At 49.5% G+C, this 16510-nt stretch carries 18 protein-coding genes; 8 read left to right on the forward strand and 10 right to left on the reverse strand.

Annotated elements, in window-relative coordinates:
* Nucleotides 1-85 precede the first annotated feature (85 nt).
* Nucleotides 86-874, reverse strand: a complete 789-nt coding sequence (locus MJX74_RS01390; RefSeq protein ID WP_240220199.1) for a polysaccharide deacetylase family protein — start codon at nt 872-874, stop codon at nt 86-88.
* A gap of 175 nt (nt 875-1049) precedes the next feature.
* On the opposite strand from MJX74_RS01390, the gene MJX74_RS01395 reads away from it, so the two are divergent.
* Both MJX74_RS01395 and MJX74_RS01400 read left to right on the forward strand, forming a co-directional pair.
* A complete protein-coding gene (locus MJX74_RS01395) occupies nt 1050-1448 on the forward strand; it encodes an MAPEG family protein (protein WP_240220201.1) in 399 nt (132 codons plus the stop codon).
* A gap of 83 nt (nt 1449-1531) precedes the next feature.
* Nucleotides 1532-2383, forward strand: a complete 852-nt coding sequence (locus MJX74_RS01400) for a PA4780 family RIO1-like protein kinase (protein ID WP_240220203.1) — start codon at nt 1532-1534, stop codon at nt 2381-2383.
* Between the two features lie 30 nt (nt 2384-2413).
* Here MJX74_RS01400 and MJX74_RS01405 read toward each other — a convergent pair whose 3' ends face one another.
* Nucleotides 2414-2842 (reverse strand): hypothetical protein, encoded by a 429-nt coding sequence (locus MJX74_RS01405; RefSeq protein ID WP_240220205.1) that lies wholly within the window; start codon nt 2840-2842, stop codon nt 2414-2416.
* Nucleotides 2839-3345, reverse strand: coding sequence for a hypothetical protein (locus MJX74_RS01410; RefSeq protein ID WP_240220208.1), 507 nt, complete (start codon nt 3343-3345; stop codon nt 2839-2841). Before MJX74_RS01410 ends, MJX74_RS01405 begins: the two co-directional genes overlap by 4 nt.
* Before the next feature lie 294 nt (nt 3346-3639).
* Here MJX74_RS01410 and MJX74_RS01415 point away from each other — a divergent pair, with 294 nt between their 5' ends.
* A complete protein-coding gene (locus MJX74_RS01415) occupies nt 3640-4302 on the forward strand; it encodes a DUF4097 family beta strand repeat-containing protein (protein ID WP_240220211.1) in 663 nt (220 codons plus the stop codon).
* A gap of 60 nt (nt 4303-4362) precedes the next feature.
* Here MJX74_RS01415 and yidD read toward each other — a convergent pair whose 3' ends face one another.
* Genes yidD through MJX74_RS21865 form a run of 3 tightly spaced genes read right to left on the reverse strand, consistent with a single transcriptional unit; the run spans nt 4363 to nt 5778 of the window.
* Nucleotides 4363-4626 (reverse strand): membrane protein insertion efficiency factor YidD, encoded by a 264-nt coding sequence (yidD, locus tag MJX74_RS01420; RefSeq protein ID WP_240220214.1) that lies wholly within the window; start codon nt 4624-4626, stop codon nt 4363-4365.
* Between the two features lies 1 nt (nt 4627).
* Nucleotides 4628-4846, reverse strand: a complete 219-nt coding sequence (locus tag MJX74_RS01425; protein WP_068236204.1) for a DUF4177 domain-containing protein — start codon at nt 4844-4846, stop codon at nt 4628-4630.
* Between the two features lie 41 nt (nt 4847-4887).
* A complete protein-coding gene (locus MJX74_RS21865) occupies nt 4888-5778 on the reverse strand; it encodes a LytR/AlgR family response regulator transcription factor (protein ID WP_240220217.1) in 891 nt (296 codons plus the stop codon).
* A 105-nt stretch (nt 5779-5883) separates the two neighbouring features.
* Here MJX74_RS21865 and MJX74_RS01435 point away from each other — a divergent pair, with 105 nt between their 5' ends.
* The 5 genes from MJX74_RS01435 to MJX74_RS01455 all read left to right on the forward strand — a co-directional run bounded on the left by MJX74_RS01435 (nt 5884) and on the right by MJX74_RS01455 (nt 9943).
* Nucleotides 5884-7098, forward strand: coding sequence for an acyltransferase family protein (locus tag MJX74_RS01435; RefSeq protein WP_240220220.1), 1215 nt, complete (start codon nt 5884-5886; stop codon nt 7096-7098).
* A gap of 71 nt (nt 7099-7169) precedes the next feature.
* A complete protein-coding gene (locus MJX74_RS01440; RefSeq protein ID WP_240220223.1) occupies nt 7170-7721 on the forward strand; it encodes a histidine phosphatase family protein in 552 nt (183 codons plus the stop codon).
* Nucleotides 7722-7823: 102 nt separating this feature from the next.
* Entirely contained in the window at nt 7824-8147 is a 324-nt protein-coding gene (locus tag MJX74_RS01445; RefSeq protein WP_240220226.1) for a YceK/YidQ family lipoprotein, read from the forward strand.
* 214 nt (nt 8148-8361) lie between these two features.
* A complete protein-coding gene (locus tag MJX74_RS01450) occupies nt 8362-8631 on the forward strand; it encodes a helix-turn-helix domain-containing protein (protein ID WP_240220229.1) in 270 nt (89 codons plus the stop codon).
* Nucleotides 8618-9943, forward strand: a complete 1326-nt coding sequence (locus MJX74_RS01455; protein WP_240220232.1) for a HipA domain-containing protein — start codon at nt 8618-8620, stop codon at nt 9941-9943. The genes MJX74_RS01450 and MJX74_RS01455 overlap by 14 nt, the downstream gene beginning before the upstream one ends.
* 105 nt (nt 9944-10048) lie before the next feature.
* Here the strand turns inward: MJX74_RS01455 and MJX74_RS01460 are convergent, their stop codons facing one another.
* From MJX74_RS01460 to MJX74_RS01475, 4 genes are read right to left on the reverse strand one after another with little or no spacing between them, the layout of a single operon-like run.
* The gene (locus tag MJX74_RS01460; RefSeq protein WP_240220234.1) at nt 10049-10918 is read right to left on the reverse strand and encodes a DUF7281 domain-containing protein; all 870 of its coding nucleotides are present in this window, start codon (nt 10916-10918) and stop codon (nt 10049-10051) included.
* On the reverse strand, nt 10918-12159 hold the full coding sequence (locus tag MJX74_RS01465) for a hypothetical protein (RefSeq protein ID WP_240220236.1): 1242 nt from the start codon (nt 12157-12159) through the stop codon (nt 10918-10920). Before MJX74_RS01465 ends, MJX74_RS01460 begins: the two co-directional genes overlap by 1 nt.
* Nucleotides 12159-12779, reverse strand: a complete 621-nt coding sequence (locus tag MJX74_RS01470; RefSeq protein WP_240220237.1) for a condensin complex protein MksE — start codon at nt 12777-12779, stop codon at nt 12159-12161. Before MJX74_RS01470 ends, MJX74_RS01465 begins: the two co-directional genes overlap by 1 nt.
* Nucleotides 12779-16444, reverse strand: a complete 3666-nt coding sequence (locus MJX74_RS01475; RefSeq protein ID WP_240220238.1) for an ATP-binding protein — start codon at nt 16442-16444, stop codon at nt 12779-12781. Before MJX74_RS01475 ends, MJX74_RS01470 begins: the two co-directional genes overlap by 1 nt.
* Nucleotides 16445-16510: the final 66 nt, after the last annotated feature.

Raw genomic sequence — 16510 nt, forward strand, 5'->3', positions numbered from 1 at the left:
GTAGCTCTGACAAGCATTAGGACAGAATGAGTAACGCAAGTATAGATTAATTAAGAAAAAACAACGAGCTGAGCAAAGGCCCAGGCTAATTCGCTGTTACATACTGCATAATATTCAAAAAGGTGTCCGTCCAGTAGGTATCGCGGTTGGCGGCCAGATAGGCTAGCAGCTCGGCGTGGGCGTCTGTCGATACACTTAAATGATCGCCACCGATGCCATGGAAGGTAAAATTCACCATAGTGCCGTATTGCCCTGCCTGTTTAACCAGCGCGATGAGCTCGGCACCGCTGCTGCCAACCGGGGCGACCACCTCAACCGCATGCACATTTAACTGCGCCATATCGGCAACAACAGGCCCTGTTTTGGCCTTTATCGCGACAAAATCGCTGTATATCAGCGGTAAATAAGGCTGGCCGCCAGCTAACTCATCACCGCAGGGGGCGGTAAAGGTGCGTTCAGTTTTGCCGTCAATGACAAATAACATGCTGTTAGCTAAACGAATTTGTTGCACCAGTTGCACGGCGCTGATGGTATCTAAGTTATTTTCTGCTGCTACCCAATCACGGCCGGGTTTGCTCGCAGAACATTGATGAAACAGCGTATGGTTACCCAGTTCATGGCCTTGTGCCGCTGCCGCGCGCCACTCACTTAAACGCGCAGTTAACAGTGGGCTGGATAACTGCAGGTAAAAACTGGCTTTCAGGCCCTGTGCATTTAGCGCAGGAAGTGCCACATCCAACTGTGAGGCCAGCGTATCATCATACGCCAGGCTTACAGCCGCTTTAGCGTCATTTGGCCAGCTAAAAGGCTTTGCTGCCACACTGCAGGCACCTGCCAGCCATAAACACACCAACACCAGATATATTTTTTGCATACTGCCCCCCGATCCAGTAGCTACCATAAATAAGCATACCGTATGGGCGGCTGTTACACTATTTTGCCACCCACAGTAATTTCGCCAGCCACAGTAAGATGCTGTAAATTGGCTAAAACAACGCTATGCTAAAGCCCGTGCTCGTAACGGGCTGTATAATTTCTGAGGATACACTATGACAACTGCTTTATATGCCGCAATACTCGGCCTGTTCTTTCTGGTGCTCAGTGTTAACGTGGTGGCGAAGCGCCGCCGTTTTCAGGTAGGTATAGGCAGCAAAGGTGAACAGTGCCTGGAGCGTGCTATCCGGGTACATGCTAATTTTGCTGAGTATGTACCCTTTGCCCTGTTGTTGATGTTTCTGGCCGAGTACAGCGGTTTGGCTCCGCTGTATTTGCACATATTAGGTATTACACTGCTATTGGCCCGGTTAAGCCATGCCTGGGGCGTGCGTCAGTTAAAAGAACCGTTTAAATTTCGTGTATTTGGCATGTTGCTGACATTCGGCGTTATTGCCCTGGCCGCGTTGGCCATTATTATGCTGTACTTTATGCGCCTTTATATAGCCGGGTAACCGGTGGTGGCACAGCAATTATTTTCAGGCCAAGCCCCCCTGCAGCTATTTCTATGCGCCTTTAACTAAGGTATAACGGCGCAATGAAAATACCGAAACGTATTCAGCCGCTGGTCGACGAAGGCCTGGTGGATGAAGTAATACGCCCGCTGATGAGCGGCAAAGAAGCTTCTGTGTATATTGTGCGCTGCGGCGAGGATATCCGCTGCGCCAAAGTGTATAAAGAAGCCGACAAACGCAGCTTTAAACAAGCCGTGTTATATCAGGAAGGCCGTAAAGTACGCAGTACCCGCCGCGCCCGCGCGATGGAAAAAGGCTCTAAGTTTGGCCGTCAACAGCAAGAAGAAAGCTGGCAGAATGCCGAAGTAGATGCGCTGTTTAAACTGGCCAAAGCCGGTGTACGTGTGCCGCAACCCTATGGCTGTTACGACGGCGTATTGCTAATGGAACTGGTATGCGACGACGAAGGCATGGTAGCGCCACGTTTAGCTGATGTGGCGATGGATGCCGATTTAGCCGTAGCAGATCACGCCACCATGTTGCACTATATTGTTATTATGCTGTGCGAAGGCCTGGTGCACGGCGATTTATCCGAATTTAACGTGCTGGTGGATGACCACGGCCCGGTAGTGATTGACCTGCCACAAGCCGTTGATGCCGCCGCCAACAACAATGCTAAATGGATGTTCTGCCGCGATGTAAACAATATGCGCGACTACTACGGCCAGTATGCCCCGGCACTACTTAGCACCCAATACGCTGAAGAAATCTGGGCGCTGTATGAAGCCGGTGAACTACACCCGGAAGTGGAGCTAAGCGGCGAATTTATTGCCGACACCAGCGAAACCGACGTCGATGCCGTATTAGAGCAAATAAAAGCCGCCTTTGCCGAAGCTGAAGAGCGTAAAGCGCGCGCAGCAGAGCAAGATGATTAGCACTGCGCTACTGTGTGTTTATAACGTTAGTTAAAAGCAGCGTAAAGACCCGGGCAGTAAAGTTTTGCTGTCTGCCGTTAAGTAAAATGCTGTCATAGAGCTGGAAATAAATTCGCCTTGTGCATCTTGCTCCTGCAGCTCTATTTTGCAGTCCCATACCGGTTGCAGCTGGCCGTTTTCCTGCTCAAATTTTGAAGCCGCGCAGGATGACTTTACACTAACGTTATTATCGCTGGCATAACTCACCGATAAATTAGTGGCAAAATGCTGGCCCAGTGTCAGGCTTTGCGCCGGGTTGGCAGCAGAGGTTTGCTGGCAATTTGGCTCACTGCTTAACGGTAATGCCATATTCTGCATAAACACCTTAAACACCTGCTCTGCCGAAGGTGGCGTTACAGCCGCAGATCCGGCACAGGCGCAAGTGGTAAACAACAGCGCAAACAAAGCGACATTTTTCATATAAATTTACCGTAATAAAATTCAACCGTAGTACCTGTAGTTCTGTAGGCGTTAGTAAACTTAACTTTAAACGCTTCGAGCGTGTCGGCCACAACCTTGTTGCCGGTATTGCTGTAATTCCACACCTTACCGTGTGACAAAATACCAATGTGCTTGCGCGGGTGGTTACCCATCACCAACGAGCCGCCCACCTTGCTAACATTAGACGCCAGCGTAACGAAAATCAGGCATTCCGTCATCGCGGCGCTTTTATCTTCCAGCAAGCCGGTTTGTTGTGAGCGTTTAAAAATATCGTCTACCCGGATAGTGGCGCCGGCCTCGGCTTTTTGTTTATCGTCCCAGGTAAAGTTTTTACAGGTTGGCCCCGCAAATTCATAGCCCATAACATGAGAAACAAAGTGCGCGCAGTGGTTTTGGCCATTATTCTGGCCAAGGCTAAACGAACAAAGGTAGCTGATATGCTGATTAAGATTGTTATCAATATCGGTTGGAACTTGAGACATGCCTCAGATCTCCTGCAAATGTGCGCCGCCACTGCTAAAACCGACACTAAAGCTAAATTAAAAGTTAAACAAAAGGTTAAATTTAGTTTTAAAAAATATAGCATAAGCTGGTATTTTTCAAGCGTTAAAACCACTGTTAATAAAAACTTATTAATTAGCTTTTTTAGCTAAATTTTGGCTAAAAACATTAACACTGTAATGCGCAAAACACTAAAGTAGTTAATTTTCAATAAGTTATTCTTGGCAAAGCTTTTGCAAAACCTATGGCAACCTAACTATAAAAAGGACACCACCATGAAATTATCCCAAATTGTTGCCACTGTAAGTTTAGTTATTGCATCAGGTTGCTTTGTTAATGCTTATGCCGCTGAGCATGGCAGTATTGATAAAGTACTGGGCTCAGCTTCTGTGGGAGCTCACGAACACTACGACGATATTTCGCTGGTAAATGGCAGTGTAAAAATGGCCAGTAACAGCAGTGCCAAAAGCGTTTCTACCGTTAATGGCAGCATTGAGCTGCGCGATAACGTAAAGCTGCAAAGCGCCAGCACCGTAAACGGCAGTATTAAAAGCGGCAATGGCTTGCAGGTAGCAGATGAACTAAGCACTGTTAACGGTAAAATTTTAGCCGGTAGTAATGCGGTTATTGGTGGCAATGTTACCACTGTGAATGGCGATATTGTGCTGGATAACAGCAACGCAAACCGCGATGTAACAACAGTAAATGGTGATATTAAACTAACCGGCAATACGGTGGTAAAAGGTGATGTGGTATACAAACCGCGTGGTAAGAAAAAAGCCTTTTTTGGCTGGAATAATGACAACAAGCCAACACTGTATATCGGCGCTGATGCTGTGGTAGAAGGTAATATTATTCTGCAGCAAGAAGTTGAGCTACAGATTGAAAACCCGGCGATGCAGGCTAAAGTGGTAACACAGATTAACGACGGCCGTTAACCGGTAAGCAGCAGCGGTGTGTTTATTGCCGCTGCTCTGGTTTATCCAAATTGCTATGGTTTAGTGTTTAACATCATATTTTAACCCTGGATTATACTCAGCCGCCGGCACCGGTTCGATACATTTGCAAAAGCTGTCGCGATGGCTGCAGCGTTTAATGCGCTGCCAGCCCAGTAGCACACCACGGCGCAGGCCAAAACGCTCAATGGCGGTGTAAGTATAGGCAGAGCAGCTGGGTTCAAAGTTACAATCAATACCAAACCAGCGCTTACCACCGCCGCTGCAGCGGTAGCGCTTTATTACCCATAGCAGCAGCCGTTCCACTTTAGCGGGCCAGCGTTACGATCATCGCTTCACGGCTCCAGAACAACCAGAAACGCTTGTGTTCAATCACCTGAAACACTACCTGCCAACCCTGTGCAGCCTGTGCATTCAGCTCTGCCTCAACTTTCTTTAACGGTAAACCCGAAGCACCGAAAAATATAGTGCCACAGCCACCTTCAGCGATATGGATCACTCTGTATTCTTTAAACTGTGTCGCCATAGTATGTCGCCCTTAATATTATTAGTGTGGGTTAAAGTTCTTCAATTCACTGCATCAGGTTGCAATGCGGCCCTGAATGCCTCTTTAAAACGGCGTGACAGCGCCAGTTTCTGGCCGCTTTTAAGCAAAATATCACCATCGCCGCTGCTGTCGTAGCTAATGCTATCTATCGCATTATGGTTTACCGCCAAACTGCGATGAATACGGCTAAAACCTTTGCTATTGAGCTGCACCAGAGTATTACTTAAGGTCGCGCGCAGCGGATAAATACGGCCTTTGCTGTGCAGGTTAACGTAATTACCGCTGGCTTCCAGCCATTCAATATCAGCTACCCGGATTAAGAACTCTTTATCCAGCTTTTTTACCAGAAAATGCTCCGGCGCTTTAACTGGCTGTGTTGCAACGCCCTCTTCAGCATTATCTAACGGATGCGCTTCACCTTTGATCCGGCTATAAACAAACTGCGCCAGCTGGTATCCCAGTAAAAAGAACAGATAACCCCAGGCATCTTTACGGTATTCGTAGAAAAACTCGCGCAGCGGCGGGCCAAAGCTGTAATTCCAGCCGTGCCAGGAATAAATCAGCTCGCGCAGGCCTACCATAATGGCCACATGGCAAACAGAAAACACCAGGCTGCCGGTTAAGTGCAGCAATAGCTGGCGGCGTATGCCACTTAGTTGCAACGGGTAGCGGCTAAACCACCAGAACAGCAGCGGACACAGTAGCAAAGTACTTACCGCACTGCTGTATTCCCACACTATGGGCTCCCACAACTGCAACGTATTGTTGCTGCTTCTGCTGTGCTCCATCCAGACAGAGCTGGCATTAATTGCCGCATTAATAAAAAAATACACTATCAGCAGCAGATAGCTGAATAATTGCGGATGCCTGTCAAACCGCTCAAACACACTTTTTGTTTTACCGCTCGTCACACTGTGCCACCTGTTATCCCCAAACGCCGCCTGTCAGTCATTCTGCGGTTTCTCATGCTAGTGCAGCAACGCACTATAGCGCAACAGTAATAACGGAGCACAACAATGACCACCACACCTTATCAGCGCCACTACGACCTGGACTGGCTGCGCACCCTGGCATTTGCCCTGCTGATTTTGTATCACATTGGCATGTACTATGTAGCCGATTGGGGCTGGCATATTAAAAGTGAAGTAACCAGCGAAGCGCTGCAAAACCTGATGGTGCTGCCCAACCAATGGCGTATGTCGCTGTTATTTTTTATCAGTGCAATGGCGCTGGCCTTGGCGCAGCAATGCAGCAGCCGGGTCAGCCTGTTTGGCCTGCGCAGTAACCGTTTACTTATTCCACTGCTGTGCGGCATGTTTATTGTGGTGGTGCCGCAGGTCTATTTTGAAGCCTTATCGCAGCAGTTAATTGAACCGGGTTATCTGAGCTTCTGGTGGCAGTATATTAATCCCAATACAGAGCTATTAAGGGATCATCACAGCCCTATTGGCCTGCTAACCTGGAACCATCTGTGGTTTTTGCCATATTTATGGTGCTATAGCGTGCTGGTGTTGCTGGGCGCGCCACTACTAAACGCACTGGCCAGGTTACTACAACCCGTGCCCGGCAGTATCGCCTTACTGGTGGTGATGGCTGTGCTTATTTCCGCCTGGTATTTTTTGAAACAGGCTTATCCGTCCAGCCATGCGCTGCTCGATGACTGGTATAACCATGCCAAATACTTCAGCGTATTTATCGCCGGTTACCTGTTTGCTTTACAAGCTAACTGGTGGCTGCGGGTAATTTCAGCCAGAAGCTATTTTTTAGTCAGCGCTATTATTTGCTACAGCCTTATTATTGCTGATCGCAACGGTCTGTTTGACAGCATCCCAGAAAGCTTTGGCGAATCAGTTACCGGCCGCTTACTAATAGGCTTAGTGCTGGCCCTAAATCACTGGAGCTGGATCTTAGCCTTAATAGGCTACGCCGGCCGTTATCTAAACCGGCCAACCAATAAGCTGGATAAAGACGGTGGCCTGCTGCACTACAGCAATAACGCTATCTTGCCCTGGTATATGCTGCACCAAACCCTGATTATTGTATTTGCCGTATGGTTAAAACCACTGGCCCTGCCAACAGGTATTGAGGCTATAGTGTTGATCGTATTGACCTGTTTCGGCTGCTGGGCCGGCTACGAGCTAATCAAGCGCTTCTGGCTAAGCCGCTGGTTGTTTGGTTTAAAGGTGAAGTTGCCTGCGGCTTGCGGCCACCAAAGCACTACAGTGCAATAACTACAAGGCAACAGTAAACCTGTGAGGCTAAAGTAACGTACAAGCAGCAAATGTTGTGGATAAACTAAGCAATGAAAACCTTTATCTTGCTGTTAGTGTTGTTACTACCGGCCACAGGCTTAGCTGATGATGCCGCCTGGGCAGCCTGGCGCGAGGGTAAAGCACTGTTGCTAATGCGCCATGCCATAGCCCCCGGCACCGGTGATCCGGCCGGTTTCGTACTAAACGATTGCAGTACCCAGCGTAACCTGAACAGCGAAGGACAGCAGCAGGCACTACGCTGGGGTAAATTATTGCGCCAGCAATACCGCGGCGATATACAGCTTTACAGCAGCCAATGGTGCCGCTGCCTCGATACCGCCCGGCTGATGGCACTATCTATCCCCCAACCGCTGCCGCTACTTAATTCCTTCTTTGCCGGCCGTGGTGATGGCGATAAACAAACTCAGGCGTTAGTACAGTACTTTTCTCAAGCTCAGTTAAGCCAGCCCACAGTACTGGTAACTCATCAGGTCAATTTTACTGCCCTAACCGGTATTTTCCCGCGCTCGGGTGAAGCGGTTATTGTCGCACTGCCACTAACACAACCGGCCACCGTACTGGCGCGAATAGCTACACCCTAGCAATGCACTGGCGCAGAGCCAAATTAGCCAAGACCGCTTGTTTACTTTATTGATACAGTAATTTACACTCTGGCTAAATTTTGACAGTGGCGATATCAGACAATGAAACTCGTTCTACTCGCTATGATATTAAGCCTTACAGCCTGCGCTACAGTAAAAACCCTACCGGCGAGTGTCAGCCATGTAAATATTGAACATCACGGTAAGCGCAGCTACTGCCAAAGCATACCGCGCATTTACAGCGGCTTTTCTTACAACTTGTGCAAGCTGCACGGCGAACCCAGCCGCACGACAAACCTCGGCGACAGTTTTAATAATGTGCCGTTTTTTATTATCGACGGCAGTTTTTCATTAGTTGCTGACACCGTAGCCTTGCCTTATACCCTGTACACGCAAGGTAAACATGGCAGTATTGACGTAAATTAAACCTGCATTACTGTGGTTTTTTACCCTTCCTTTTTAGAAGTTAAAATTCCACTACTATAGGATTTTAACTCATATTCATTGTGCTGTTCATATAGTCCTATTTTTATAGGATTATATGCCTAACATATAATGCTGCCGCTATTAATCCTAACTATTTAGGATTAATATACTGATCACAGCGACAATGCTTATTGCAGCTATCAAGGTGGGATTTATGGCGAAGCGGGTTATACCAACTGATAAACCGAATATACAACAGCCGGTAACATTGGCATCGTTAAGTGAGTTAGTGCGATATAAACGCACGTCTCTGGGCGTATCTATTGCTGACGCGGCACTCTTATTTGGACTATCCAAACAGACATATCAGAATATTGAAAAAGGCGCGGGTAATGTGCGGGCAGAGAATTTATTTACCGTGCTGGCGTTATGGGGCATAGAACTACAGGTAAAAGCAGCGGAAGACAATAATGACTGGCTCTGATCACCTGCCCAAACTAAACGTCTATGCCAATTCGGGTCTGGTTGGTGAGCTGACATTCATGTCACCAGGCAGGTGCCAGTTTCATTATGCAGCCAACTGGTTAGAGCAAGGCTTTGCCATTTCGCCACATATAGGTTTTCAGCAAACGGTATCATCTGAAACTGTGATCAACTTCCTGAAAAACCTGCTCCCTGAAGGCGAGGCTTTAAGTAGTTTACTGAGTTACGAGCGCTTATCCAAAGATAATGTGCTTGCCATACTTAAAGCCATTGGGGCTGAAACCACCGGCGCTCTGTCGTTTCATAACAGCGAGCCAGCAGATGCCGTCAGCAAACTTCGGCCCATTACGGACGCAGAACTAGCTGAGCGCCTTAGCAGTCAGGACACGAGTCAATTGGTGTACTGGGACGGTAAGTTCCGGCTATCCGTTGCCGGTGTGCAAAACAAGCTAAATGTATATGTTGATGAAAACCAGCAGTTATCGCTGGCTGATGGTAACTACTCCAGCACGCATATTGTAAAATTCTCTGCTGCCAACTATCGCAGTATCGTCGTAAATGAATTGTTTTGCATGCGGCTGGCTGCAGCAGTCGGCATTAATGTAGCCGAAGTACAACAAAGGCATTTTGGTGGTCACCATGCTCTGCTGGTTACCCGATTTGACCGCAAACGTTCTGAACATAGCGTCAGCAAACATCATATGATTGACGCTTGCCAGGCATTAGATTTGCCTCCTGAGTATAAGTACGAGCGCCAGTTTGGCGATGATCGCGACGTTGCCAATATAAGAGATGGCGTAAGCCTGAATAAGCTGATTTCATTTGCCCGCCATACTGCTGTGCCATTGTTAACCATCCAAAAAATGCTCGACTGGTTACTGTTTAATCTGATTATTGGCAACAGTGATGCTCACGGTAAAAACATCAGCTTTTTTGTTGGCCGCAGCGGCATTAGCCTTAGCCCTTTTTATGATTTAGTTTCCATACTGCATGAAGCGCAACAGCACCCTCAACTTAATACTAATTTGGCAATGGCCGTTGGCGACAACTTCGATATCAATACTATCACCGCATACGACTTACTGACATTTTCAGACAAGGTTGGCCTCAAACCTGCATTGATTAAGCGTCGTCTGGACTTACTGGCTATACGCTGCCAGAATCTGGCCAACCGGCTGGATTTTAGTACAGACCAACTTACTGCTGAGCAGCAAGCTCATATACAAAACTTAACCCAGCTCACTTTGCAACGTTGTGAATACTTTCTACAACAAAGCCGTCAATTTAATACAGTTTTACGAGAGGCTTTTTGACCAGTAATACGCTGGCCCTAAAAACGCGATAGCCATACTGATCATGCAGCTTGTGGTGGTACAGAGCAGAAATTAGTGCTTACCCCTGCAGATAAACAGCCAAAGTCAGGCCTTTAAATTTATCACTGCTAGTCTCATCCCCTGCATATTCTGCTGCCTAAGCCCCTGTAACTGCTGGCACAGCAACTGCTGGTAAGGCTGAAATTCGCTGGTGACCTTCTGAGCTTTGATTCCGGCGATAAAACTAAGTTGTTTGTCTGGCAGCATGGCAGGGCTGGCGTGTTGTTGTAGTGTGGCGAAATCTGGCAGCAGCATGGCGCTGTAGCCTTCATTTAAGGCGATGCTTACGCCTTTGGCATCGAAATCACCAAAGTATAATGCCGGTTTATTTAAGCCTGACCATGCCATTTTCAGCGCTTTACAGCCGCTGCTGTACTGGCTGTCACCGCGATAGATAATCAGCGGTTGCTGATACGCCAGTTGCAGCGTAAAGGCATCAAGTTGGTAAAAACAATCCAGGTTTTCTACCACCAGCAGCATATCAAATTGTGCCAGTGGTAATTGCTGCCAATCGATATCAATACACTCTGCCGCCAGGCCCAGACAACTATCGACCGGCGTATGTAGTTTTAGTAAAACCCGTTGCTGGCGTGGCTTTAAACCAATGCTTTTTAGCTCTTGCTGGCTGCGCGCCGCATTGTCTAATCTGCGGTGTTGATGTGGCGCATCCAGATAGCAGGCTTGTTGAAGCTGGCGCTGCACACGGGCAATATCATTTAGCAGTGCCAGGTTAAAGCTAAACTGCGGCAGTTTAAGGCTATTGCCGGGCACTAATTCATGCTCAATACACCAGCTCAGTACCTGCTGCACCGCTTTAGCACTGGTTTTTACCCGCTCGCTGCCGCGGGCATTTAGCCGCTGTTGCAGTTGTTGCAAGTAGCGCAGTGTTTGTGCGCTCAGCGGCGGGTAGCTCATCAGGCGGCCTGCAGGCTCAGGCTGATATCGCGAATAAGCAGCAAGCTGTTAACGGCACTGGCGGGCACTTCGTCGCGTTTAATGGCAAACATATGCTTTTCATCCTGCGGCAGCGCCTGATACTCGGCAATAATTTGATACAGCCAGATTTCGCTGTCCCAGCTTAGCTGGTGCTCAGCCAGATAATCCAGCGCACTTAACGGCCCGGCTTTATCAATCACCCGCAGATAGAAATTTTCCACGTCAGTTTTCAGCGCTTGCTGGCGGGCGGCAATTTCTTCATCTTCCATTACGGCGGCAAAACTGGCGCTTTGCTGATCCGGCAGGTTTATGGCGGCGGATCTTGGCAGCGCCCGCACCAGCTCGGCCAAGATCTGGCGTTCGCTGGCTTTATCCAGCGCAATCGCCGCTTGCGGCTGTATTGCTGCAGCCTGATTAAATAACACGGGCACATCAGAACGATTGGGATAATCGGCCGGCTGATACTTCGGGTGCTGGCGCAAAAATGCTGCCATATTGGTGATCAGCATGGAACGCGCCTGCTGCTGGCGGAAGCGGGCTAACAGCTCGACCAGGCGTTTTTGCACTTCCAGCAGGCTGCTGTGATGCGAGCTAAGCTGGTTTTGCAGCTGGCTTACCAGCAACTTACGTAGTTGGTTATTACCTTCGGATAACTCAATCAGCTCGTTAAAATCCAGTAGCACCAAGCCATCGAGTAAGCGGCGTAATTGCTTTTGCGCCCGTTCGTTCTCACGGATTTTATCGTCCAGGCTGGCAACAAAACCAAAATCGCTGTTAAGCCGGTGCCATAAGCTGTCTATGGCTTCTTCAAACTGGCCGCTTAAGTCGTGTACATGCTCTGTTAAGCGTTGCAGTTGCAGCTCGGCCACACTGTAATCGCCTTTGTACTGTGCATCGCGGTAAGCCTGCACCCGGTTGCGGATTTGCTCCAGTTTTTCTGCCACGTCGGCGTTGATCTGGCGGCGGTTTTCATCGGCCACCATACTGGCAATCAGCTCGCTTACCAGTGGCCTTAGCGCCAGCGGTTGTTGCTCATCCGGGCGCCACAAAATACGCGCCGCAATCAGCTTTTTCAGCGCGCTTTCGCTAAAGGCGGCTTCATCAATAAAACCGTCCAGATAACCCTGCATCAGTGCTTTATGGTGCTTGCCCAGCAGCGCCAGCCGTTCGGCGCCAACGTTAAACAGGTTAGAGGCCGCGCCAGTATCCAGCGGCGCCATTACAACATCGCCTGCTGGGTTGGAGTGTCATCTACCGGCAGATGCTCTTCATCACGGATAAACCGAATAACATCAATTAAATAGTCAATTTTACCGGTAACAATATAGTACTGCCGATCGCTGTGCGGTTGCAGCAGGTAGCCGTGCTCTTTTAAGCGGCGGAAAATCAGCTTTACCTGGTTGTCCAGCGCATCGCTCTGGCTGTTAAAAAAGCGGTCGCTGGCCAGTTGATTTAAGCGCTGGCGCAGGCTTTGGTTATCCTCGGTGCGCAGCACAAATTCCTGCAGCTTAATAGTATCTCCGGCGGTTAAAGCACTGTCGCGGCCCAGGGTTTCCTGCACCAGTTGCAGCCATTCCAGCAGCGGCAACAGCGATTGCACAGTTAAGGCAAACTGGCCGCTTAGTTGCTCGCGCGCGGCTTTATTCAGCTCGTGATACGCCAGAAAATACACGCTGTTATCGTCATTGCTAACTAAACGACGGTTTAACGGCCGCAGATAGTGGTTAATATCCTGCTGCGTTTGTTCAAGGCTTAAATGGCGGAAGGCATCTTCGTCGCTAACCTGGCAGATAAAATCACCGGCCAGCAGCCGTTCCAGTAAAGGACCATGTTGTAACATTAGCTGGCCTCCTGTTGCCGCTGTGCCAGCCGCTCAGCTAACCGGCTGGTTTTAGGTTGAATACGTTTTAACTGGCGTTTGCTTGGGTCTTGCTGGCTGGGTTCAATTAAATAGCGGTGGCTAAACAGCATCAGCACGTCAGACTCGGGGTTAGGAAAGGCACCGACAATAATAATGTTATTAGCACTGCAGGCAGCAAACAGCTTTTCTACGTTGTGATAGGCCAGGGTACCAATTTCATCTATCGGCCAGTGGATGGCTACGTTGGCCTCACCACGCAATAAGCGGGTAAAGGCCAGCAGGTACTTACATAAAATAAGATAAGCCATACCGTGGCTGGACGATTCCAGCAACTGACGATCGTTTTTAATCACCAGCTCAGAGCCGCCTTCGCTTAAATGCAGCTCAAGCCGCAGCAAGGATTCAATAGTATATTGCTCATCGGCACGCAGCAGCTCGACTACATCGGCCAGCGCATTAAGATACTGCTCGGAAGGCAGCGCTTTACCCGAGGCACCCCAGTCGTCGTACAGTTTGGCAAAGTGTTTCAATGGCTGCCAAAAGCCCAGCTCGTCAATGGTTGATAAAATACGCACTTCGGATTTGCTGATGCCTTCTAGCACCAAATCATCGGCCACCGCTTCGCTTAAACGGCGGCTTTGCAGGGCAATACGGCGGTTAATGTCGCTGAATACGGTAAAGAACTTTTTCAGATCGCCGCCAATGTTTTCGCCCATTTCCAGCAGTTGCTGTTGCTGGTCCTGTAAGATCCGTAGCAAGTCGGCCAGAATAGGCAGTTGCTGGCGTTTACCAGCGTAGTCGGGCAGTTTGCGTTTTTCGTGCTCCAGCCGGTCAAGAAACTCGCTGCCGGCGTCTTTACTCAGCGTGGTTTCAAACTGTTCCAGTTGTAATTTTAACTGCTGATCCAGCTTGCTGCGCTGCTCCAGCGCTTCATTGCTGCGGGCTAAGCGTTCAACTAAATCGGCTGAGGCCGTAAGCGCAGCCGGTGTAACCTCAGCTAAATGCAGCTCGGCCAGTTTTAGCAGCAACGGTTTTAACTGGCTTAGCCAGACATCGGCCTGCTGCATTTTTTCCTGCCACTGGCGTTTTTGTTCGTCCAGCCGTTTCTGGCTGGCGGCAAAATCAGCCTTTAACTGGCCAAGCAGTTGGCTTAATTCACGTTGTTGTTGTTTTAATTCGGTTTCTTTGCCCAGCAATTGTGGCCGCAGTTGCTGCCAGTCCAGCTGCATAAAGCGTTGCCACTGTGTCAGTTCGTCCTGGCGGCTTTCGGTGGCTTTAATATCAGTTTTCAGTTGCTCCTGGCGCTGCTTCAGCTCGACCAGCCGTTTTGGATCTATACCCTTGGCCGATAGCTCTTCGTTAAATGCTTGCTGTAATTCACTCAGTTGCTGTTTGTTGTCGTCGCGCTTGCGCTCCAGCTGGCGTTCCAGCTCGTCCAGTTGTTCATCAAATACCTGCAGTTCCGCCTGCCAGTCGGCTTTTAGCTCAATTTTCTGTGTTTGATGATCAGTTTTAAGCGCCTGTAAATCCTGTTGTTGCTGCTGTTGCAGTTTTTCCAGTTGCTGTTGCTGCTCTGCCAGTTCGGCACGCGCACTGGCCTGCCGCTGTTTAACCAGCTCGCGCTGGGCGGCTTCCAGCCGGTTACGCGCATCACGGGCGTAGTCAATATTTTGCTCGGCCTGGGTATATTGCCACTGCGCCTGCTCCAGCTGAGCCTGCACCAGCTCGGCTTGCTGATGGCTGTCTTTCAGCGTTTTTTCGGCGGCCGTTTTATTGGCTGTTGCCTGTTCCAGTTGTTGTTCGGCACTGTGTATACGGTGACGGATGGCGGCTTCATCCTGGGCGTAGTCGGGCGTGTCTATTGCCGCCAGCTCAAGTTGCAGGCCATACAAGCTGTCGCTCAGCTCTGACAAATGGGGCTGTAAATCCTGCCGTTCTAATAAACGCTCGTCCAGCACCTTACCCAGCTTTTGCTCCCAGCCGCTGTAATGCAAACGCAGATAATGGCGTAAACTGCCCTGCTCCGGCGTAAGCTGGCGGTGTAGTTGTTGCAGCTGTTGCTCGGCCAGATGCCGCGCTTTACTGGCGTGCTCCAATTGCTTATCGGCCTGATCGCGCTGTTGCCGCGCTTGCTGATATTGCTGCTGCAGTTGCTGTACCTGCCGCGCCTGCTGCTGGGCCTGCTGCTGGGTTTGCTCCAGCCTGAGCTCGGCGCTGCGCAATTCATCATGCTCGGCGTCGGTTAACGCTGAATGGCTCAGCTGGCTTTGTAGTACCGCAATGCCATTGCTGCACTGGGTTAATTGCTCGGCAAAGCGCTGTTGTTGTTGCTGTAAACGCTGCGAAAAGGCGTTTTCGAGCGCCGAGAGTTTAGTGTCTTGCTGCTCGCGGGTGCTGTCTTTTTGCTGTTGCAGTTGTTTAGCTTTACCCCGCTGTTGCTCACTTAAACGGTTAAAAGCCTCAAGCAGTTTGGCTTTACGCTGCTCTAACTGGCGCTCCATATCGCCGTGCTGCTCTACCATCAGTTGGTATTGCTCCAGCAATTCCTGCAGGGTGTCGCGCCACAATGGCAAGGCATCAGTATCGCGCTGCAGCTTGGTCATATCGCGGCTTTCAAAGCTATCGTACTGTTGTTGCAGCTGATCTAACCGCGCGCTGGTTTCGGTTAAGTCTGCTTCAGCTTTGCTCAGTTTGCTGTTTTGCTCCATCTGCTGCTGTTCAAACTGCTGCTTTAACTGTTGCAGCTGGCCGCGCAATAGCTGCACCTGTTGCTCGGCATCGGCCTTTTGCAGTTTTTGTTGCTGCTCGTCCTGCTGCAACAATGGCAATAGTGCTGCCAGTTGGGCTTCGGCACCGTCCAGTTGTAATGCCAGTTGTTTTAAGCGTTCAAAATCCTGCTGCAGTTTGTCCAGCCGCATCGACTGGCGCATTTGCTGGATCCACTCGCGCGCCTTGGTGTTTTTCACCTTGGTAGTAGGCAGAGTTACGCCGTCTTCTTCAAAAATAGCCGCTAACATCGCTTTTAGCGTATCCATTTTGCCTTCTTTGGCGTGCACAGCGCTAACCAGCTTTTCAATATGGCGCAGCTTATGGCCACTGCTGACCAAACTAAAGCTGGCTGCTAAGCGGCGTAATTTTACGCTATCGGCGTTGTTGCCACGCAGCGCGGCAGCGTCGTTCTGAATAATGCTGCGGTATTCACTGGTCGCACTGATTTTATGCGATACCTGCACATCAGCCAGGCTGCGCATAGCGCCAGCCCAGTCATTGTAGCTGTGGCCTTTTACACCCTCTGCGGTGTGTTGCAAATAATGATCGCTGTGGTAAGGCGCATTGATAAAGCGGTAATCAACACCACCATCATTTTTACGCGTTAATACCACCTGGCAAATATCGCCGTTCTCGCGCTGATATTCATACACGATATAACTATTAGAAAACGGCAGATAAAATTCATCAAACTTTTTGCGGGTTTTCGGCACCACGCGGTTAGGCTGCTCGCCAAAAAATACCGGCACCAGGCGTTGTAAGGTGGTTTTACCCGAGGCATTGGTACCGCAGATATTGGTGTGTTCATCCAGTTGTAGTTCCACCACACCAGGCAGGTGGGTGTGAATAAGCACAATACGAAGTAATTGAGACATAGCGCATCCTGTCAGCCGCGCTGTAGTTGTCTGCGTAAATGGCGCGCGGCGGGTATCAAATATTGC

Origin of the sequence: Rheinheimera hassiensis (assembly GCF_022436675.1) — a bacterium.
Lineage (GTDB): Bacteria > Pseudomonadota > Gammaproteobacteria > Enterobacterales > Alteromonadaceae > Alishewanella > Alishewanella hassiensis.